The 19144-nt window shown below is 71.8% G+C and carries 20 protein-coding genes; 12 read left to right on the forward strand and 8 right to left on the reverse strand.

What is annotated here, in order from left to right; genetic code table 11:
• The first annotated feature begins 82 nt into the window (after positions 1-82).
• The 5 genes from BIU95_RS13705 to BIU95_RS13725 all read left to right on the forward strand — a co-directional run bounded on the left by BIU95_RS13705 (position 83) and on the right by BIU95_RS13725 (position 4781).
• Positions 83-631, forward strand: coding sequence for a hypothetical protein (locus BIU95_RS13705; RefSeq protein WP_071251921.1), 549 nt, complete (start codon positions 83-85; stop codon positions 629-631).
• Positions 632-650: 19 nt separating this feature from the next.
• Positions 651-1835 (forward strand): PIG-L family deacetylase, encoded by a 1185-nt coding sequence (locus BIU95_RS13710; protein ID WP_071251922.1) that lies wholly within the window; start codon positions 651-653, stop codon positions 1833-1835.
• 35 nt (positions 1836-1870) lie between these two features.
• Entirely contained in the window at positions 1871-2188 is a 318-nt protein-coding gene (gene fdxA / locus BIU95_RS13715; protein ID WP_017887060.1) for a ferredoxin, read from the forward strand.
• 11 nt (positions 2189-2199) lie between these two features.
• Positions 2200-3318 (forward strand): succinyldiaminopimelate transaminase, encoded by a 1119-nt coding sequence (dapC, locus tag BIU95_RS13720; RefSeq protein ID WP_017887059.1) that lies wholly within the window; start codon positions 2200-2202, stop codon positions 3316-3318.
• 164 nt (positions 3319-3482) lie between these two features.
• Positions 3483-4781 (forward strand): citrate synthase, encoded by a 1299-nt coding sequence (locus tag BIU95_RS13725; RefSeq protein ID WP_017887058.1) that lies wholly within the window; start codon positions 3483-3485, stop codon positions 4779-4781.
• A 482-nt stretch (positions 4782-5263) separates the two neighbouring features.
• On the opposite strand, the gene dapD is transcribed toward BIU95_RS13725, so the two are convergent.
• The gene (dapD, locus tag BIU95_RS13730; protein WP_017887057.1) at positions 5264-6229 is read right to left on the reverse strand and encodes a 2,3,4,5-tetrahydropyridine-2,6-dicarboxylate N-succinyltransferase; all 966 of its coding nucleotides are present in this window, start codon (positions 6227-6229) and stop codon (positions 5264-5266) included.
• Between the two features lie 119 nt (positions 6230-6348).
• Here dapD and dapE point away from each other — a divergent pair, with 119 nt between their 5' ends.
• From dapE to BIU95_RS13750, 4 genes are all read left to right on the forward strand, one after another.
• Entirely contained in the window at positions 6349-7431 is a 1083-nt protein-coding gene (dapE, locus tag BIU95_RS13735; protein WP_042539349.1) for a succinyl-diaminopimelate desuccinylase, read from the forward strand.
• On the forward strand, positions 7416-8660 hold the full coding sequence (locus BIU95_RS13740; protein ID WP_017887055.1) for a hypothetical protein: 1245 nt from the start codon (positions 7416-7418) through the stop codon (positions 8658-8660). The genes dapE and BIU95_RS13740 overlap by 16 nt, the downstream gene beginning before the upstream one ends.
• Positions 8661-8808: 148 nt before the next feature.
• A complete protein-coding gene (locus BIU95_RS13745) occupies positions 8809-8979 on the forward strand; it encodes a DUF3117 domain-containing protein (protein ID WP_017887054.1) in 171 nt (56 codons plus the stop codon).
• A 114-nt stretch (positions 8980-9093) separates the two neighbouring features.
• On the forward strand, positions 9094-9822 hold the full coding sequence (locus BIU95_RS13750) for an AAA family ATPase (protein ID WP_082046935.1): 729 nt from the start codon (positions 9094-9096) through the stop codon (positions 9820-9822).
• 27 nt (positions 9823-9849) lie between these two features.
• Here the strand turns inward: BIU95_RS13750 and BIU95_RS13755 are convergent, their stop codons facing one another.
• Positions 9850-10482 (reverse strand): O-methyltransferase, encoded by a 633-nt coding sequence (locus tag BIU95_RS13755; protein WP_071251923.1) that lies wholly within the window; start codon positions 10480-10482, stop codon positions 9850-9852.
• Positions 10483-10546: 64 nt separating this feature from the next.
• On the opposite strand from BIU95_RS13755, the gene BIU95_RS13760 reads away from it, so the two are divergent.
• Positions 10547-10915 carry a twin-arginine translocase TatA/TatE family subunit gene (locus tag BIU95_RS13760; protein WP_017887051.1) on the forward strand — a complete coding sequence of 123 codons (369 nt, stop codon included), beginning with the start codon at positions 10547-10549 and terminating at the stop codon, positions 10913-10915.
• Between the two features lie 104 nt (positions 10916-11019).
• Here the strand turns inward: BIU95_RS13760 and BIU95_RS13765 are convergent, their stop codons facing one another.
• The 4 genes from BIU95_RS13765 to BIU95_RS13780 are packed head-to-tail and all read right to left on the reverse strand — an operon-like array spanning position 11020 to position 14901.
• A complete protein-coding gene (locus BIU95_RS13765; RefSeq protein ID WP_071251924.1) occupies positions 11020-11868 on the reverse strand; it encodes a bifunctional 2-polyprenyl-6-hydroxyphenol methylase/3-demethylubiquinol 3-O-methyltransferase UbiG in 849 nt (282 codons plus the stop codon).
• Positions 11869-11878: 10 nt separating this feature from the next.
• Positions 11879-13039, reverse strand: coding sequence for a P-loop NTPase (locus BIU95_RS13770; RefSeq protein ID WP_071251925.1), 1161 nt, complete (start codon positions 13037-13039; stop codon positions 11879-11881).
• Entirely contained in the window at positions 13032-13529 is a 498-nt protein-coding gene (locus BIU95_RS13775; protein ID WP_042539423.1) for a DUF1003 domain-containing protein, read from the reverse strand. Before BIU95_RS13775 ends, BIU95_RS13770 begins: the two co-directional genes overlap by 8 nt.
• Before the next feature lie 52 nt (positions 13530-13581).
• A complete protein-coding gene (locus BIU95_RS13780) occupies positions 13582-14901 on the reverse strand; it encodes a CBS domain-containing protein (protein ID WP_017887047.1) in 1320 nt (439 codons plus the stop codon).
• 104 nt (positions 14902-15005) lie between these two features.
• Between BIU95_RS13780 and BIU95_RS13785 the strand changes: the two genes are divergently transcribed.
• Positions 15006-15893 carry a general stress protein gene (locus BIU95_RS13785; RefSeq protein ID WP_071251926.1) on the forward strand — a complete coding sequence of 296 codons (888 nt, stop codon included), beginning with the start codon at positions 15006-15008 and terminating at the stop codon, positions 15891-15893.
• Positions 15894-16489: 596 nt separating this feature from the next.
• Here the strand turns inward: BIU95_RS13785 and BIU95_RS13790 are convergent.
• Positions 16490-16966: a GNAT family N-acetyltransferase gene (locus tag BIU95_RS13790; RefSeq protein WP_071251927.1), complete on the reverse strand. Its 477-nt coding sequence runs from the start codon at positions 16964-16966 to the stop codon at positions 16490-16492.
• Between the two features lie 9 nt (positions 16967-16975).
• Entirely contained in the window at positions 16976-18460 is a 1485-nt protein-coding gene (locus BIU95_RS13795; RefSeq protein WP_071251928.1) for an aminopeptidase P family protein, read from the reverse strand.
• A gap of 70 nt (positions 18461-18530) precedes the next feature.
• Here BIU95_RS13795 and BIU95_RS13800 point away from each other — a divergent pair.
• Positions 18531-19144, forward strand: a 614-nt coding sequence (locus BIU95_RS13800) for a PHP domain-containing protein (protein ID WP_071251934.1), incomplete at its 3' end; no start/stop codon positions are given.

The following is a 19144-nucleotide window of genomic DNA, read 5'->3' on the forward strand; positions in this document are numbered from 1 at the left end:
CCGCGCAGGTGACCGCCCCGGGGACGGCACGTTCACAGCCAACTCGCGCCGCGCCTCCCGGCTCGTCCGTTACGGTCACGCCATGCGTTCCCTCCGTACCCCGCTGATCGCCGCCGTCGCTGCCGGCATCGCCCTGGCCGGACTCACCGGCTGCTCGACCGAGGCCGTGCAGCAGGCCACCGACCTCGGGTCCTCCGTCGCGTCGAACGTGGCCGACGGGGTCGCCGGCATCGACGGCAAGGCGATCCAGGACGGCATGTCCTCGGTCGCCGGTGGCATCGACGGCGCGCTCGACACGGCGCTCAAGGGCGCCGACGTGACCTCCGACGGCAAGGTGCCGGACGGGTTCCCGTCGGCCGACGTCCCGCTCGTCGACGGCACGGTGCTGGGCGGGGGAGCCGGACCGAACGGCTCCGGGTGGGTCGCCCAGGTCCGGGCGGCCTCCGTCGACGACTTCCGGACGGCCGCGCAGCAGCTCACGGATGCCGGGTACACCGAGTCGGCGAAGCGCGCGGACTCGTCCAGCGCGTTCGGCATGTTCCGGAGCGACGGCTACCGTGTCGTGCTGACGTTCTCGGACGGCAAGGACAGCGGTGGCGTCACGGCGACCTACATCGTCACGCCCCGCTAGTCCCGTACCCTTGGGGACGATGTCCAAGGCCCCCTCCACGCGCCCGGAGCGCGTCCTGATCGTGCACGCCCACCCCGACGACGAGACGCTCTCGTCGGGTGGGACCATCGCCACCCTGCTCGAGCGCGGTGCCGAGGTGACCGTGCTCACCGCGACCCGGGGCGAGCGCGGCGAGATGCTCACGGAGCAGCTGGCTCCGCTCGCGGGCGACCCCGCGCGGGTGGCGCGGCACCGGGAGACCGAGATCGCCGCGGCCCTCGCCGCCCTCGGCGGGCCGCAGCACCTGTGGCTCGGTGGGCGCGGCGCGCGGCCGACCGACCTGCCCGAGCGTCGGTACGTCGACTCCGGCATGCAGTGGGGCCCGGACGGCCGGGCCACCGCCGCGGCCGACGCCCCGGCCGACTCGCTGACCGCGGCCGACCTGGGCGAGGTGGTCGACGACGTGCGCGCCGCCATCCGTTCCACCGGAGCCGACGCGGTGATCAGCTACGCCGACGACGGCGGCTACGGACACCCCGACCACGTGCGGATGCACCACGCGGCGCAGTACGCGGCCCGTGCCGAAGAGGTCCCCTTCTCGATGATCGTCGACCCCGACAGCGGGCAGGCCGACGTCACCGTCGACGTCCTGCCGGTCCGGGCCAAGGTGCGGGCGGCCGTCGAGCAGTACCGCTCCCAGGTCGCCGTCGACCCCGTCGACCCCGCCGACCCGGCCGCGCTGTCGTGGGTGATGCCGCACGGTGTCCGACAACACGCCCCTGCGGTGGAGGCGTTCCGGCACGACGCGGCCCCGCAGTCGGCGGCGCCGCAGACCTACGGCGAGATGTCCGGTCAGGGCAAGGCCGCGGCGGCCGTGGTGTCGCTGCTGGTCGGGCTGCTCGCCGGCGGCCTCGGCACGGTGACGCACCAGCAGACGCTCGGCGCGTTCCCGGTCGGACTCGTCGTCACCACCCTCATCGTGCTCGGCCTGACCGTGGGCGTGCGGCTCGTCTACCGCTCGCGGACGATGGTCGCCGCGATCGGCATCGGCATCCTCGTCGCGACGCAGGTGCTCGTGTCGGTCGGTGGCGAGAGCTCGCCGCTCGTCCTCGCCAACGCGGCCGGGTACGTGTGGACCTTCGCCCCCGCGGCCATCACCGCCCTCGTCCTCGCGTGGCCGGACCTGTCGGGGCTGCGGTCCCGGACGGCCCCGGGCCACGAGTAGACTCGAACCCGCTCGTCGAAGGGAGCACCCGAACCGTGACCTACGTGATCGCCCAGCCGTGTGTCGACGTCAAGGACCGCGCCTGCATCGACGAATGCCCGGTCGACTGCATCTACGAGGGTGACCGCTCGCTGTACATCCACCCCGACGAGTGCGTCGACTGCGGTGCGTGTGAGCCGGTCTGCCCCGTCGAGGCCATCTACTACGAGGACGACCTGCCCGACCAGTGGGCCGACTACTACAAGGCCAACGTCGAGTTCTTCGACGAGGTCGGGTCGCCCGGTGGCGCTGCGAAGGTCGGCGTGATCCACAAGGACCACCCCGTCGTCGCTGCCGAGCCCGTCCGCGGCTGACCGGACCCCTCGTGGCGCTCGACCTCCCCGACTTCCCCTGGGACCAGCTCGTCCCGTTCAAGCAGCGCGCCGCGGCGTACGAGGGCGGGATCGTCGACCTCAGCGTCGGCTCGCCCGTCGACCCCACGCCCGAGGTCGTCCGCACCGCCCTGGCCACCGCAACCGACGCGCACGCCTACCCGCAGGTCGCCGGCACCCCGGCGCTCCGGCAGGCCATCGCCGACTGGTACGGCCGCCGGCACGGTGTCGCCCTGACCGAGGCGAACGCGCTGCCGACGATCGGCTCCAAGGAGTTCATCGCGGGCCTGGCGCTCTGGCTCGGCATCGGCCCCGGCGACACCGTGGTGTTCCCGGCAGCGGCGTACCCGACGTACGAGCTCGGTGCCGCGCTGGTCCGGGCCGACGCCCTCGCCTCGGACGACCCGGCCGAGTGGCCGTCCACCACGAAGCTCGTCTGGCTGAACTCCCCGGGCAACCCGGACGGCCGCGTGCTCACCATCGGCGAGCTCCGTGCCGCCGTGGTGCGCGCCCGCGAGCTCGGGGCCGTCATCGTCGGCGACGAGTGCTACGCCGAGCTCGGCTGGGACCCGGAGTACGCCACCACCCCGACCCCCACGATCCTCGACCCCCGGGTCGTCGGCGACTCGCTCGACGGTGTGCTCAGCGTGTACTCGCTGTCGAAGCAGTCGAACCTCGCCGGCTACCGTGCGGCCTTCGTCGCCGGTGACGCCGCGATCTTGGCCGACGTGCTGGCCGTCCGCAAGCACGCCGGGCTGATGCCACCGCTGCCCGTGCAGCAGGCGATGGTCGTCGCGCTGCAGGACGAGACCCACGTGCAGCAGCAGAAGGCCCGCTACCGTGCCCGTCGGAACATGCTCCGGCAGGCACTCGAGGGCGCGGGCTTCCGCATCGACCACAGCGAAGCCGGGCTCTACCTCTGGGCGACCCGCGGCGAGCCGGCGCTCGACACCGTCGCCTGGCTCGCCGACCGCGGGATCCTCGTCGCACCGGGCACGTTCTACGGTGCAGCCGGGGGCGAACACGTCCGCGTGGCCCTGACGTCGACCGACGAACGGATCGCCGCAGCCTCCCAGCGACTGGCGAGCAGCCGGCGCCTCGGCACCGCGTAGCACGGACACGAGCACTCCCGCCGGCGCCCGCAATCCCTGGGAACCACCAAATCGTCACCTGGGATGTGTGCACGACCGACAGGTGCCGCGATTAGGCTGTCCTCGTGACTGACACTGCCAATGACGCTCAGAAGACGGCCACACCGCCCACCACGCCCGTCCCCGTGAGTCCCGCCGCCGAACAGCAGGGCGCGACCGCGACGCTGACGTTCCCGGGTGGCACGGCGGAGTTCCCGATCCTGCAGAGCGTCGACGGCGCGTCCGCGATCGACATCTCGACCTTCAAGAAGCAGACCGGGATGAACACGCTCGACTACGGGTTCGTGAACACCGGTGCGACGAAGAGCGCGATCACCTACATCGACGGCGACCAGGGGATCCTGCGCTACCGCGGGTACCCGATCGACCAGATCGCCGCGAACTGCACCTTCCTCGAGGTCGCGTGGCTCCTGATCTACGGCGAGCTGCCGACCCCCACCGAGCTCGAGCAGTTCGACGCCCGCATCCGTCGGCACACCCTGCTGCACGAGGACCTCCGTCGCCTGTTCGACGCCCTGCCGCACTCGGCGCACCCGATGTCGGTGCTGTCGAGCGCCGTGAGCGCCCTGTCCACGTACTACGAGGACGACATGGACGTCGACGACCCCGAGAAGGTCGAGCTGCAGACCGTCCGGCTCCTCGCCAAGCTTCCGGTGATCGCGGCCTACGCCCACAAGAAGGCCATCGGGCAGGCGTTCCTGTACCCGGACAACTCGCTGTCGTTCGTCGACAACTTCCTGCGGCTGAACTTCGGCACCATGGCCGAGACCTACAAGCCCAACCCGGTGCTCTCGAAGGCGCTCGAGCGGCTCCTCATCCTGCACGAGGACCACGAGCAGAATGCCTCGACCTCGACGGTGCGCATGGTCGGCTCGACGAAGGCGAACATGTTCGCCTCGATCTCGGCCGGCATCAACGCCCTGTACGGCCCGCTGCACGGCGGCGCGAACGAAGCCGTGCTCGAGATGCTCCAGCAGATCAAGGACTCGGGCGAGCCCGTCACGCGGTTCGTCGAGCGGGTGAAGAACAAGGAGCAGGGTGTCAAGCTCATGGGCTTCGGGCACCGCGTCTACAAGAACTACGACCCGCGCGCCAAGCTCGTCAAGGAGTCCGCGCACGAGGTCCTCGAGTCCCTCGGCGTGCAGGACGACCTGCTCGACATCGCGATGGAGCTCGAGCAGATCGCACTCGAGGACGAGTACTTCGTCAGCCGCAAGCTCTACCCCAACGTCGACTTCTACACCGGCATCATCTACAAGGCGATGGGCTTCCCACCGCGGATGTTCACCGTCCTGTTCGCGATCGGTCGTCTGCCGGGCTGGATCGCCCAGTGGCGCGAGCTGAACAACGACCCGCTCAACAAGATCGGTCGCCCGCAGCAGCTCTACGTGGGTGCGCCCGAGCGCGACGTCCCCGAGCGCTGACCGACTCCGAACGCCCCGCCCCACGGTTCCGTGGCGCGGGGCGTTCGTGTGTCTGCGCCCGCCGTCACATCGAGCGGGCGGAACACCCGGGTGGCGCGGCGGGCGCACGCCGGCATTCCGCCCGCTCGTCGCGTCGCGTCGTGTCGGGTCGAGCCGGGGGAGGGGCCGGAGGGGCGGCGGGGTGCGCTGCTGCGGATCGAACGGGCGGAATGCCACGGTGGGGCCGACGGCGCACCCCGGCATTTCGCCCGCTCGCGGGCGGGGCGGGGGAGCGCTGGACGGGAGGGCATGGAGGCCCGGTGCCGGTCTCGTGGGCCGGCGCCGGGCCTCCTGTGCGTGCGTCGGTGGGTGCGCGATCGTGGGACGCGCCGCTCACCTGCGCCGGGTGGTCGCGAACTGTCGTCTGGCGGGTGCCGGAGCGACGGTTCGTGCGCCCTCGGCACCCGCCGGCGACGTGTCGTGACCGCTCGCCGGGCGGGGCGCTACGCGTGCAGCGCGGTGTTCAGCTGGATGCCCTCGCCCTTGCGCTGCAGGGCTTCGACGGCGCCGCTGACGCTGTTGCGGCGGAACAGGATGTTCGGGGTGCCGGAGAGCTCGGCGGCCTTGACGGTCTTCGGGGTGCCGTCGGGGTTCGGGGCCGCACCGACGAGGACCACCTTCGTGCCGGCCGTCACGTAGAGGCCGGCCTCGACGACGGAGTCGTCACCGAGCGAGATGCCGAGGCCCGCGTTCGCGCCGAGGAGCGCACGTTCGCCGAGGGAGACACGGTGTGTGCCGCCGCCGGACAGGGTGCCCATGATCGAGGAGCCACCGCCGACGTCGGTGCCGTGCCCGACGACGACGCCCTGCGAGACGCGGCCCTCGATCATGGCGTCACCGAGGGTGCCGGCGTTGAAGTTGACGAAGCCCTCGTGCATGACCGTCGTACCTGGTGCCAGGTGTGCGCCGAGGCGGACGCGGCTCGCGTCGGCGATCCGGACGCGGTCCGGCACGACGTAGTCGAGCAGGCGCGGGAACTTGTCGATGCCGTGCACGGCGATGCCGGCGCGCTGCAGCGCGGGGCGCAGGCGCGTCAGCGACTCGGGGTGCACGGGGCCGGCGTTCGTCCACGCGACGATCGGCAGGTGGCCGAAGACGCCGTCCAGGGAGACCTCGTTCGGGCGGACGTGCAGGTGGCTCAGCAGGTGCAGGCGGAGGTACGCGTCCGGGGTGCTCGTCGGGCTCGCGTCGATCGTGATCTCGGTGGTGACGGCCTCGATCCGGACCTCGCGGCGGGGGTCGTCCCCGACGTGCGCCTGCAGCTCGGCGGGGAACACGGCGTCGGCGGGCAGGGCGCCGAGGTGGGTCTCCGGGTACCAGGTGTCGAGCGTCGTGCCGTCGGCGGCGATCGTCGCGAGGCCGTGGCCCCAGGCGTGGGTCGGGCGGTCGGAGGCAGTCGTGTCGGTCACGGCTCCAGGGTACCGAGCGGCCGTCGGAGGGCACCGTCCGGCCGGACGGCCGGGGCGGCGGGGATCCCGTCCGGCCGGACGGCCGGGGCGGTGCGAGGGTCGGCCGGTAGGCTGCCCGCATGCCGGAGCACCTCGACCTCACCGCCTCGTCCATCGACATCACCCGTGCCATCTGCGACATCGAGTCGGTGTCCGGCAACGAGCAGGCCCTCGCCGACGCGATCGAGGCCGTGCTCGCCCCGCTGCCGCACCTCGAGGTCATCCGCGACGGCGACGCGATCGTCGCGCGGACGAACCTGGGCCGCGACCGCCGGGTGGTCATCGCGGGGCACATCGACACCGTCCCGCTCAACGACAACCTGCCGACCGAGTTCCGCACCACCGAGGACGGCACCGAGATCCTCTGGGGCCGCGGCACCGTCGACATGAAGGCCGGCTGCGCGGTGCAGCTCAAGCTCGCGTACGACCTGGCCGACCCCTCGGTCGACGTCACGTGGGTCTGGTACGACCACGAGGAGGTCAGCGACGCCCTGAACGGCCTCGGTCGTCTGGCCCGCACGCGGCCCGAGCTCCTCGCCGCCGACTTCGCGATCCTCGGTGAGCCGTCCGGGGCGCAGATCGAGGGTGGCTGCAACGGCAACCTCCGCGCCGAGATCCGCACGTTCGGCAAGCGCTCGCACAGCGCCCGGAGCTGGATCGGCGACAACGCCATCCACAAGACCGCCCCGATCCTGGCCACCCTGGCCGCGTACGAGCCCCGCACCGTCACGGTCGACGGGCTCGAGTACCGCGAGGGTCTGAACGCCGTCGGCATCAGCGGCGGCATCGCGGGCAACATCATCCCGGACGAGGCGATGGTGCACGTGAACTACCGGTTCGCCCCGTCCCGTTCGGCCGACGAGGCCGTCGCCCACATCCGCGAGCTGTTCGACGGCTACGAGGTCACTATCGTCGACCTCGCCGCCGGTGCACGTCCCGGGCTCGACGCCCCGCTCGCGCAGGACTTCGTGGCTGCCGTCGGTGGACCGGCACCCCGCCCGAAGTACGGCTGGACCGACGTCGCACGGTTCTCGGGCCTCGGCGTCCCCGCGGTCAACTACGGCCCCGGCGAACCGGTCTTCGCCCACCACGACGACGAGCAGGTCCCGGTCGCGCAGATCACCGCGGTCGAGGCCGGGCTGCGTCGGTGGCTGACGGCCTGACGACGGCGGGGGCCACCCGGAGGACCCCTGCTCGGAACCGCTGGCGGGCCCGGTACCGGGTCGTGCCCTGGTGGGTGCGCATCACCGTCGTCTACGTGCTGGCGCGGCTCGTCACCGGCGCGATGATGCTCGTCTTCGCCGGCGTGCAGGCGGCGAACTCGTTCACCGTCCAGAGCCCCGGCTACCTGTCGTTCGCGTCCATCTGGGACGGCGCCTGGTACCGCGTGATCGCCACGGGTGGGTACCCGTCGACGCTGCCGGTCGACGCCGCGGGACACGTGACCGAGAACGCGTGGGCGTTCATGCCCGCGTACCCGTTCCTGGTGCGCGGGTTCATGCTGCTCACCGGAGCGCCGTTCGAGTTCGTCGCGGTCTCGGTGTCGTTGCTCGCCGGCCTCGGCGCCGCGCTGGTGTTCCGCCGGCTGATGGGCCGGTTCCTCGACCCCGCGCGGGCGACGTTCGCCACGGTGCTGTTCTGTGTCGCACCGGTGTCGGCGGTGTTCCAGGTGGCCTACGCGGAGTCGATGGGCCTGTTCCTGCTGCTCGTCGCGCTGCTGCTCATGGTGGACCGACGCTGGTGGGCGATGCTCCCCGTCGTGCTGCTGCTCGGCATGACCCGGCCGACCGGGCTCGCCTTCGCGTTCCTCGTCGTGCTCTTCGTGGTCGCGTGGGCGATCCGCCCCGCCTGGGTGCGGTCGTCGGAGCCGCTGACCGTCCGCCGCCTCGTGCCGCCCGCGGTCGTCGCCACGGTGTCCGGCCTGGTCGGTCTGGCGTGGCCGGCGATCGCGTGGGCCGTCACCGGGGTGCCGAAGGCGTACACGGACACCGAGCTCGCCTGGCGCTCGTCGTACATCGGGTGGAAGGAGCTCGTGCCCTTCGCGCCGTGGGTGCAGGGGTTCGGGTGGTGGTTCGGGCAGCCGGCCGGGGCGCTGTTGCTCGTCGTCGTGCTCGTCGGCTTCGCCGCGTTCGTGAGCATGCCCGCCGCGCGCCGGATCGGGATCGAGCTGCGACTGTGGGGTGTGGCGTACCTGGTGTACCTGCTCGCGGTGTTCTTCCCGCAGTCGAGCACCTGGCGGATCCTCGTGCCCATCGCGCCGCTGCTCGGCATCGTCGCGCTGCCGCGGTCGCGGGTGTACCGCGTGGCCGTCGTCGTCGCGTTCGTCGGGCTGCAGTGGGTCTGGCTGTACTACACGTGGTGGATCGACGGCTACGACTGGACCCCGCCGTGATCGACGCGGAGCACCGGAAGGCCCGTGGATCCGCGTTCTGCGGAGCACCGGAACGCCACATCCGACACCCCCAACCTGGGCGGTTTCGCAGTTGCCCCCTCCATACGGGATAATGGGACAGCATTTACTGCACGAAAGGGGACATCTGATGGCAGCCATGAAGCCGAGGACCGGTGACGGGCCGATGGAGGCTGTTAAGGAGGGTCGACTCATCATCGTGCGGGTTCCGCTCGAAGGTGGAGGCCGCCTGGTCGTCTCGGTCAACGATGCCGAGGCCAAGGAACTCCACGACGCACTCGCCGAGGTCGTCTCGGCCTAGTACGTCGAAGCACCAGAACGGGAAGCCCGGAGCGTGTACGCTCCGGGCTTCCCGTCTGTCTTCCGGGAGCGGGCAGCCCCCCTTGGTGTCGGTCGGCTCCGGCAGGATGAGGACGTGCCGAGGACCCACCTGCCCATCCGACGCGTCGACGAGTACCGCGACCCGGACCCGATGCCGCGCGACGCCTGGCCGGCCACGCTCCCGCCGATCCGGCAGCTGCTCGACGAAGGGCTCGACCTGGACCCGGTGACGGTGTTCGTCGGGGACAACGGTGTCGGCAAGTCGACCCTGATCGAGGCGATCGCGCTCGCGTTCGGCATGTCCCCGGAGGGCGGCTCGACCGGGGCGCACCACTCGACCCGCCCGTCCGAGTCGGACCTGTGGCAGCACATCGCCCTGCGACGTGACTTCGGTGCGCCCCGCGGTGGCTTCTTCCTGCGTGCTGAGACCATGCACGGCTTCTTCACCTACCTCGAGGAGCACCCGAACCGCAGTCGCCCCGAGCCGGTGTTCCACGAGCGCAGTCACGGCGAGGCGTTCCTGGACTTCGTCATCGACCGGGCGCGCTGGCCCGGGCTCTGGATCCTCGACGAGCCGGAGTCAGCCCTGTCGTTCTCGGGCTGCCTCACCCTGATCGCCCTGCTGCGGTCGATCGTCGAGAGCGGTGTCGGACAGGTCGTGCTCTCGACGCACTCACCCGTGCTGGCCGCGTTCCCGGGCGCGACGATCCACGAGGTCGGCGAATGGGGCCTGCGGCGCGCCGAGTGGAGTGAGCTCGACCTGGTGCGGAACCAGCGGGCGTTCCTCGAGTCCCCGGAGCGGTACCTGCGGCACCTCGACTGACCCGCGCGAGCGCCGGCGGGCCGAGGACTAGTTGGTGACCTTCGTCAGCTGCAGCAGCCCGTCACCGGCCGGCGACAGCGCGCTGCGCACCGCACCCGACGTCGACACCTCGGTCAGCAGCAGCCGGAAGTCCGTGGTGGCACGGTCGCGCTTCACCGGGTCGGCCACGCGTCCGCGCCACAGGGCGTGCGGTACCAGGACGGTGCCGCCCAGGCGTGCGAGGCGCAGCCCGTGCTCGACGTACTCGATGACGTGCTCCGGGTCGGCGTCGACGAGGACGACGTCGTACGAGGCCTCGTTCATGCGGGGGAGCACCTGGTTGGCCCAACCGGGGATGAGCCGGATCCGTGCGGGGGCGGTGCCGGCGCTGATGTAGGCGTCTCGGGCGAACTGCTGGTGGTCGACCTCGACGTCGATCGTGGTCAGGGTCGCGTTCGGGGCACCGGCGAGCAGGTACAGGCCGGAGACGCCGAGACCGGTGCCGATCTCGATGATGCTCGTGGCTCGCGAGGCTGCGGCGATGACCCCGATCTGTGCACCGATCGCGGGCGAGATCGCTTCGACCCCGAGTTCCAGGGAGTGCTCACGAGCACGGGCGATCGCCTCGGTCTCCGAGACGATGTCCTCGGCGAACTTCCAGTTCGACTCTTTCTCTGACACGCACACTCCGTTCGGGAGACAACTCTAGAGGTGCAACGCAGCAGCACGCGTTAGGCTCGCTCGCGTGGACATCCCGCTCGACAAGATCCTGATCATCGGGGTCATCGGCGTCCTCTTGCTCGGGCCGCAGCGCCTGCCGATGTACGCCCAGAAGCTGGCCGAGTTCGTCAAGGCCGTCCGCCGGTTCGCCGACACCGCCAAGGAGCGGATGCGCGACGAGATGGGCCCCGAGTTCGACGACATCGAGTGGCAGAAGCTCGACCCGCGCCAGTACGACCCGAGACGCATCATCCGTGACGCCCTGCTCGACTCCGGTTCCAGTGCCGCAGCCGTGCAGACCGCACAGGTCTCCGCGTCCAAGGTGCGTGCGACGGCTCCCGTCGTGCCCCTGGCCGCCGGTGAGGCCGCGCCCTTCGACGCCGAGGCGACCTGACGCTCGTCGCGTCACCACCTGACGCTCGTCGCGTCACCACCCGACGGACCGGAGGCCCGTGGCAGATCCGCCACGGGCCTCCAGTCCGCCATGGGGTCGCGTCGTCAGTCGCGGGTGGCGACGATCGTGTAGGTCGTGGGGATGCGGTCGCGGTCGTGCTCCGGCCAGGCCCACGAACCGGTGCCGGTCTCGACCATGCGCGCGCTGAAGCGCCACGGCAGCGTGCGGCCCTCGTCGAGCCGGCGGAGCCGCAGCCCGGCGCCGAGCAGGGCGTTCACGATCTCGGACAGCGGGTGCGGCCACTCGAAGGTGCGGGTGTTCGCCACCGTGCCGTCGCCGGCGTAGGTGCCCGCGTCGTCCCACTGCTGGGCCGTGCCGTCGGGGAAGTACCGGTACCGGGTGACGAGTTCGTCCGCGTCCTCGTCGAGGGCGTACAGGGCCGGGTGGCCGTCGCGGATGAAGAACACCCCGCCGGGGCGCAGCAGGCCGGCGACCTGGGCGGCCCAGCGGTCGAGGTCGGGGAGCCAGCAGATCGTGCCGATGCTCGTGTACACGACGTCGAAGTCCCCGGAGACGGCGGCCCGGGCGTCGAGGACGTCGGACTCGACCCAGGTGACGTCGATGCCGAGTCGCGATGCGAGCCCACTGGCCGAGGTGAGTGCTGCGGGCGAGAAGTCGACGCCGGTCAGCCGGGCACCTTCGCGGGCGAGCGACACCGTGTCGGTGCCGATGTGGCACTGCAGGTGGCAGACGTCGAGGCCGTCGAGCGAGCCGTTCGGCAGCCAGGGCGTCAGCGCCGGCAGGTCCTCGCGCACGACGTCCGAGCGGTGGTCGGGGTCGACGAGGGCGTCGATCTCGTAGGCACCCTCGTGGATCGGCACCCGGTCGTCCCAGTTCGCCTGGTTCGTGGCGCGTGCGTGCTTCCAGTCGACGTCGACGTGATCCGTGCTCATGCCCCCGAGCCTAGGACAGCGAGAGCCCGAGCTTCCGGCCGGCGAGCCCGCGTCCCATCGTGGTGATCCGGTCGGCGATCGCGGTCAGGGCCACCGCGGCCGGGTCCTCCGGGCTGCCGAGCACCACCGGTACCCCTGCGTCGCCGCCCTCGCGCAGCGGCACCGACAGCGGCACGCTGCCGAGCACCGGGACGGGGGCGTCCTGCCCGCGGGAGAGCCGCGATGCGGTCTCCGCACCACCGCCCTCGCCGAACAGGTGCAGGACCGACCCGTCCGGCTGCACGAGCCCGGACATGTTCTCGACCACGCCGATGACCCGCTGCCCGGTCTGCCGGGCGACGATCCCGCTGCGCTCGGCGACGTCGGCCGCGGCGGCCTGCGGGGTCGTGACGACCAGGACCTCGGCGTGCGGCAGGAGTTGCCCCACCGAGATCGCGACGTCGCCGGTGCCCGGGGGCAGGTCGAGCAGCAGGACGTCGAGGTCGCCGAAGAACACGTCGGTCAGGAACTGGTTCACGGTGCGGTGCAGCATCGGTCCGCGCCACGACACCGCGGTCGAGACGTCGTCGACGAACATGCCGATCGACACGACCTTCACGTCGTGGGCCACCGGCGGCAGGATCATGCTGTCCACACGCGTCGGACGCGGCGCGACCCCGTGCTCGTCGGTCAGGCCCATCAGCCCGGGCACGCTGAAGCCGTGCACGTCGACGTCGACGACCCCGACCCGCAGGCCCCGGCGGGCGAGCGCGACGGCGAGGTTCACGGTGACGGTGGACTTGCCGACGCCGCCCTTGCCACTCGTGACGGCGATGACGCGGGTGAGGGAGTCCGCCGTGAACTGCACGCCCTTCGGCCGGCCGGCGTGGAGCCGCTCGGTCAGCGCGGCGCGTGTCGCCGGGTCCATCACGGACACGTCGACGTCGACGGCGGCGACCCCCGGGACGGACGCGGCGGCGACGCGGACGTCGTGCTCGATGGTGTCGGCGGCGGGGCACCCCACGATCGTGAGCTGCAGGTCGACGCGCACCGAGCCTCCAGGCTGCACGTCGACACCACGGATCATGTCGAGCTCCGTGACGGGGCGACGGATCTCGGGGTCGATGACGCGGCCGAGCGCAGCGAGGACCGCCGTGCCGAGCTGATCGTCGGTGGGGACGGGTTCAGCCACGGGTGGAGCTGTCGTGTTCGTCCGCGTAGCCGGCCTCGTCGGCGTCGCGGCGGTCGAGTTCCTCGAGCAGGGAGCGGAGCTCGGCACGGATGAAGTCCTTGGACGCCATGTCCCGCATCGCCAGGCGCAGGGCCACGACCTCGCGGGCCAGGTACTCCGTGTCGGCCAGGTTGCGCTCGGCACGCTGGCGGTCCTGTTCGAACTGCACGCGGTCGCGGTCGTCCTGCCGGTTCTGCGCGAGCAGGATCAGCGGGGCCGCGTACGAGGCCTGCAGCGAGAGCACGAGGGTCAGCGCCGTGAAGCCGATCGCGGCCGAGTCGAACTGCCACGGCTTCGGCGCCAGGGTGTTGTAGCCCATCCAGACCACGCAGAACAGCGTGAGGCCGATGAGGAACCACGGCGTACCCATACCCCGGGCGATGCCCTCGGTCGCGCGACCGAAGGTGTCCCCGCGACCACGGCGCCGGCTGGGGAGCACGCGCGTACGCATGCCCTTGGGGGAGTCGAGCCGGACCTCTTGGCGGTCACGGTCGCGACGGGTGTCATCCGTTCGGGCCACGGGTGGTCCTCCTTCCCGTCGTCACGGGTGTCCTGCGCGGGCGTTGGCGTGGAAGCGGTGAGGGTTCCCCCTCGCCCTGACTTCGCCAGTCGTCCGGCAGGACGTGGTCGAGGACATCGTCGATCGTCACCACCCCGACGAGACGGTGGGCGTCGTCGACCACGGGCACGGAGAGCAGGTTGTAGGTCGCCATGATGCGGGTGACCTCGGCGGCGCTCGCGTCGACCCGGACCGGTTCGGTCTGCTGGTCGATGAGCGTGCCGAGCCGCTCGTTCGGCGGGTAGCGGAGCATCCGCTGGAAGTGCACGAGCCCGAGGAACCGACCGGTCGGCGGCTCGTACGGCGGCAGGGTGACGCAGACGGCGGCGCCGAGCACCGGCGCGAGCTCGTGGCGGCGGACCAGGGCCAGGCCCTCGGCCACGGTGGCGTCGGCCGAGACGATCACCGGTTCGGTGGTCATCAGACCACCGGCGGTGTCCGGCTCGTACTCCAGGAGCATGCGGACGTCCTGCGCCTCTTCCGGCTCCATGAGCTGCAGGAGGGCTTCGCTCCGCTCGTCGGAGAACTGGGCCAGGACGTCGGCCGCGTCGTCGGGCTGCATCTGGTCGAGGACGTCGGCGGCACGGGCGTCCGTCAGCCGGGTGAGGATCTCGATGCGTTCCTGGTCCGGCATCTCCTCGAGCACGTCGGCGAGGCGGTCGTCCGGCAGTTCCTCGGAGACCTCGAACCGACGCTCGGCGGGCAGGTCGAGGAGCGTCGACGCCAGGTCGGCGGGCAGCAGGTCGGAGTACGCGGCGATGACGTGCTCGGCGGACTGGGCCTCGCCGGGGAGCTCGTCCTCGGTGACCTCGTTCCACGTCGCGAAGGTCGTCGGGCCCTTGCCGAACGGCGACGGCGTGGTCTTCGGCTTGCGGAGGAAGAGCTGCGCGACCTCCCAGTCGCCCTGCCCGCGGTCCTCGATCGCGACGTCTTCGATGGTGGCGCGGATGCGCTGGTTCTTGATGAGCACCTTGCGGCCGAGCATCTCGGCGATGACGCGGACCTCGCCGCCGCGCTGCTCGAAGCGGCGCATGTTCACCAGGCCGGTCGTGATGACCTGCCCGGCACCGATCGAGGTGATGCGGCCGATGCTCACGAAGATGCGGCGTTTGCCGGGCACCTCGACGATGAGCCCGACGACGTGCGGGGGATCGGCCCGGCGGTAGACGACCAGGACGTCCCGGACCCGTCCGACGCGGTCGCCCGCGGGGTCGAAGACGGAGCACCCGGCGAGGCGGGCGACGAAGACCTTCGTGGCGCTCACCCGACCCAGCGTAGTCGCTCGGGTGTGCGCGTTCGCCCGCGCCGGTCGGCGGCTTCCCTGAGAGTGCACGTGCGATTGCAAGGTGTGCGGTGAATGATGGCTGGGTGAGCAATCAGAGCCCCTTCGCCGGCAGGACCGCCCAGGCGTTCCCGACGCTGCCCAAGGGCGACGTCCTGGGAACGTACGACAGCTACCCCGACGCGCAGCGCGTGGTGGCGAAGCTGGCCGAGGCCGACTTCCCCGTCAACCAGCTCTCCATCGTCGGCAACGACCTGAAGACGGTCGAGCGGGTCACCGGCAAGATGACCTACGGCCGCGCCGCCATCGCCGGCGCGCTGTCCGGTCTGTGGCTCGGCATCTTCTTCGGCATCGTGCTCACCCTCTTCTCGCCGAGCGCCGGCGGCCTGATCCTCGCCGCGGCGATCATCGGTGCCGCGTTCGGCATGCTCTACGGCATCGCCTCGTTCGCCATCACCAAGCGGCAGCGGGACTTCACCAGCGTCCACCAGGTGCTCGCCACGAACTACCAGATCGTCGTCAACCCGCAGCTGACCGGGCAGGCGCAGCGGATCCTCGGCGAGCACGGGGCGACCCCGTCCACGCACTGGAACGACGCTCCCCAGCAGCAGCAGCAGCAGTGGCGCCCGGGCCCCGGTGGGGTCCCGCCGCAGCAGCAGTCGCCGTACGGCGGGCACGCCACCCCGCACCAGCAGCCAGGAGGCCCGCAGCACCCCGGTACGTCGGCCCCCGGCACGCAGACGGGTGCGCCTTCGGGCCCGCCGCGCTACGGCACGAACGACGGACCCCGGTACGGGGAGACCCCGGAGACCGCTGCCGCCCCCGCGGCCCCGCCGGTGCCGGAGCGTCGGCCCGAGGAGCCGCCGCGCTACGGCGAGCGGGTGGCCGGTGCGACGCCGCCGTCGGCTCCCGCGTCGTCGGACCAGTCGTCCGCGCCGGATGCTCCGCGCGACGGTGAGGGCGACCGCCGCTAGCGGTCCTCGGCTGGCTGCGCGCCGATTGCCGATTGCCGATTGCCGCTCGCCCTCCGGCGTCATCGGCCCTCGGTCGCGCGTGGAAGCATGCAACACGCTGCTCACGTCCGCTGAGGTCGCGCGAACTGTCGCCTCCGGACCGCGCGGGCGGCAGTTGGTGCGACTTCCGGGGCGCGGGCATGGCGGGCGGGCGGTCGCAACACCCCGCGCGCATGCCGTCGAGTGGTCGGAGATCGTCGTTCGGGGCCGGCTCGGGCGACGGCTCGTGACCGCTCAGCATCGGGCAGGCGGCATGTCGTGACCGGGCGCGATGCAGACTCGGGCACGGCACGGCACGGCGGTGCGGCACCGCCCCGCGCGCACGGCACCGCGCGGGCGGCAGTTGGTGCGACTTCCGGGGCGCGGGCATGGCGGGCGGGCGGTCGCAACACTCCGCGCGCCTGCGGTCGAGTGGTCGGAGATCGTCGTTCGGGGCCGGCTCGGGCGACGGTTCGTGACCGCTCAGCATAGGGCAGGCGGCATGTCGTGACCGGGCGCGACGCAGACTCGGGCACGGCACGGTGCGGCTCCGCACGGGCCCGGTCGGCGTCGCCGCGCTAGAGGACCTTCGAATAGCAGACCGACAGGGGCGCACCGACGTAGGGCCCGAAGTTCGCGATCCGCCGGAAGCCCTCGCGCTGGTAGAACCCGACGGCGCGCTGCTGCTCCGTGCCCGTCTCGAGCACGAGCGCCGGGGAGCCCAGGTCGAGCGCGGCCTCTTCCAACCGACGCAACAGTTCGGCGGCGACACCCGACCCGCGTGACTCCGGCCGGACGTACATCCGCTTGATCTCGGCGATGCCGTCGTCGACGACGCGCAGGCCCCCACACGCCAGGGGGGTGCCGGACTCGTCCCGCGCGACGAAGAACACAGAGACCGAGTCGGCGGTCGGCTTCTCGCCCGGTTCGGTGTCGCCGCCGTGCGCCCGGTCGATCTCCAGTCGCTGTGCGGCGCGGAGCCGTTGGGCGTCAGGTGAGTCGAAGTGCTCGACCTCGATCGAGAAGGTGTTCGGGGAGACCTCGGGCGTCGTCACCCGCTCACGCTAGCGGCCGGAACGGGCGATCCACCCCTCCACTTCCGAGGGGGTCCGGGGGATGCCGACGGACAGGTTCTCGGCGCCGTCCTCGGTGACCAGGATGTCGTCCTCGATGCGGACGCCGATGCCGCGGAACTCCTCGGGCACGGTCAGGTCGTCCTGCTGGAAGTACAGCCCGGGCTCGATCGTGAAGACCATGCCGGCCTGCACGGTGCCGTCGAGGTACATCTCGCGGCGGGCCTTCGCGCAGTCGTGCACGTCGAGGCCGAGGTGGTGGCTCGTGCCGTGCACCATGTAGCGGCGGTGGAACTGGTTGTCCGGCTCGAGCGACTCGGCGGCCGAGACCGGCAGGAAGCCCCACTCGGCGGTCTTCCGCGCGATGACCTGCATCGCGGTGGCGTGCACCTGGCGGAACGTGATGCCCGGCTTGACGATCGCGAAGGCGGCGTCGGCTGCTTCGAGCACGGCTTCGTAGACCATGCGCTGCACGGGCGAGAACGTGCCGCTCACCGGAAGCGTGCGGGTGATGTCGGCGGTGTAGAACGAGTCGACCTCGACCCCCGCGTCGATGAGGATGAGGTCGCCGGGCTGCACGGCGCCGTCGTTGCGGGTCCAGTGCAGGATGCAGGCGTGGTGGCCCGAAGCGGCGATGGTGTCGTAGCCCACGGTGTTGCCGTCGGCGCGGGCCCGCCGGTTGAACGTCCCCTCGACGATGCGCTCCCCGCGCGGATGGGCGAGCACGGCGTCGAAGTCGGCGATGACGTCGTCGAACCCGTGCTTCGTGGCGTCGACGGCCTTGCGGAGCTCACGGACTTCGTACGCGTCCTTGACCAGTCGGAGCTCGGACAGGTCGCGGGCGAGCAGGTCGTCGCTCGCCGGGGAGTCGTCGGTCTCGTCGACGCCACCGATCGCCGCACCGATGCGGGTGTCGAGCGACCGGGTCAGGTCGTCGTCTGCTTCGCGCACCAGCAGCGCCGAGGCGTCGAGCGCGTCGGCGACGGCGGTGAACGCACCGAGGTCGGCCGTGGCCAGCCCCAGGTCGGCGGCGACGGCGTCGAGCGAGGGGCGCGGCCCGACCCAGAACTCGCCGATCTCGGGATTGGCGTAGAACTCTTCCGAGTCGCGGCCCGCGGTGGCGCGGAAGTACAGCGTGGCGTCGTGCCCGGAGCCGTTCGGCGTCATCACGAGCACGGAGCCGACGACGGTGTCGGTGCCCCAGCCGGTCAGGTGCGCGAAGGTGGAGTGCGGGCGGAACGGGTAGTCGCAGTCGTTCGAGCGGACCTTGGCCTGCCCGGCGGGCACCACGATCGTGCGGCCCGGGTGCAGCTCGGAGATGCGGGCGCGACGTTCGGCGGCGAACGCGGCCTGCTCGCGGGGTTCGGGCTGCGCTTCGTCGCGCTCGGCCCACTGCGACCCGATGAAGTCCTTGAAGGTCGAGGACCCGGGGGTCGTGGATCGGTTGCTCGTCGCGCGGGGAGTCGTGTCGGCCATGCGTCCATCATCGCACCGCCGGACGACACCCGGCCTGTGCGGCCGCTCACCTGTGGATAGCATTGGCCACGTGCCAGACCCGTTCATCGACCTGCACGCGCACTCCAGTGTCTCCGACGGCACCGAGCGTCCCGCGGAGCTCGTGCGAGCAGCCGCGGCCGCCGGACTCGACGCCGTCGCGCTGACCGACCACGACACGACGGCCGGGTGGGCGGACGCCACGGCCGCGGCTCTCGAGCTGCCCCTGACCCTGCTGCCGGGGCTCGAGCTGAGCACGCGGATCGGGTACCGGAGCGTGCACGTGCTCGGCTACCTGGTCGACCCCGAGCACCCCGGTCTGGTCGAGGAGACGACCCGCATCCGCGACGGTCGGCTCTCGCGCGCGCACCGCATGGTCGACCGCATCGCTGAGGACCACCCGATCACCTGGGCCGACGTCCTGGCCCAGTCCAGCCCCGGCGCCACGATCGGCCGCCCGCACATCGCGGACGCCCTGGTCGCCCGTGGGCTCGAGTCCGACCGGTCGGCGGCGTTCCGCGGCATCCTGCACCCGGCTTCCGGCTACTACGAACCCCACGAGGCACCGTCGCCCCTGCGCGGCGTCGAGCTCATCCGGCAGGCAGGCGGCGTGCCCGTCATCGCGCACCCGGCGGCGTCGTCGCGCGGGATCGTCATCGACGAACC

Source organism: Curtobacterium sp. MCBA15_007, from assembly GCF_001864905.1.
Taxonomy (GTDB): Bacteria; Actinomycetota; Actinomycetes; order Actinomycetales; family Microbacteriaceae; genus Curtobacterium; species Curtobacterium poinsettiae.

Excerpts from the sequence above, each read along its gene's own strand:
- BIU95_RS13705 (WP_071251921.1), top strand. The coding sequence starts at position 83 with ATGCGTTCCCTCCGTACCCCGCTGATCGCCGCCGTCGCTGCCGGCATC.
- BIU95_RS13710 (WP_071251922.1), top strand. The coding sequence starts at position 651 with ATGTCCAAGGCCCCCTCCACGCGCCCGGAGCGCGTCCTGATCGTGCAC.
- dapE (WP_042539349.1), top strand. The coding sequence starts at position 6,349 with ATGCCGGAGCACCTCGACCTCACCGCCTCGTCCATCGACATCACCCGT.
- BIU95_RS13745 (WP_017887054.1), top strand. The coding sequence starts at position 8,809 with ATGGCAGCCATGAAGCCGAGGACCGGTGACGGGCCGATGGAGGCTGTT.
- BIU95_RS13765 (WP_071251924.1), bottom strand. The coding sequence starts at position 11,868 with ATGAGCACGGATCACGTCGACGTCGACTGGAAGCACGCACGCGCCACG.
- BIU95_RS13775 (WP_042539423.1), bottom strand. The coding sequence starts at position 13,529 with ATGCGTACGCGCGTGCTCCCCAGCCGGCGCCGTGGTCGCGGGGACACC.
- BIU95_RS13795 (WP_071251928.1), bottom strand. The coding sequence starts at position 18,460 with ATGGCCGACACGACTCCCCGCGCGACGAGCAACCGATCCACGACCCCC.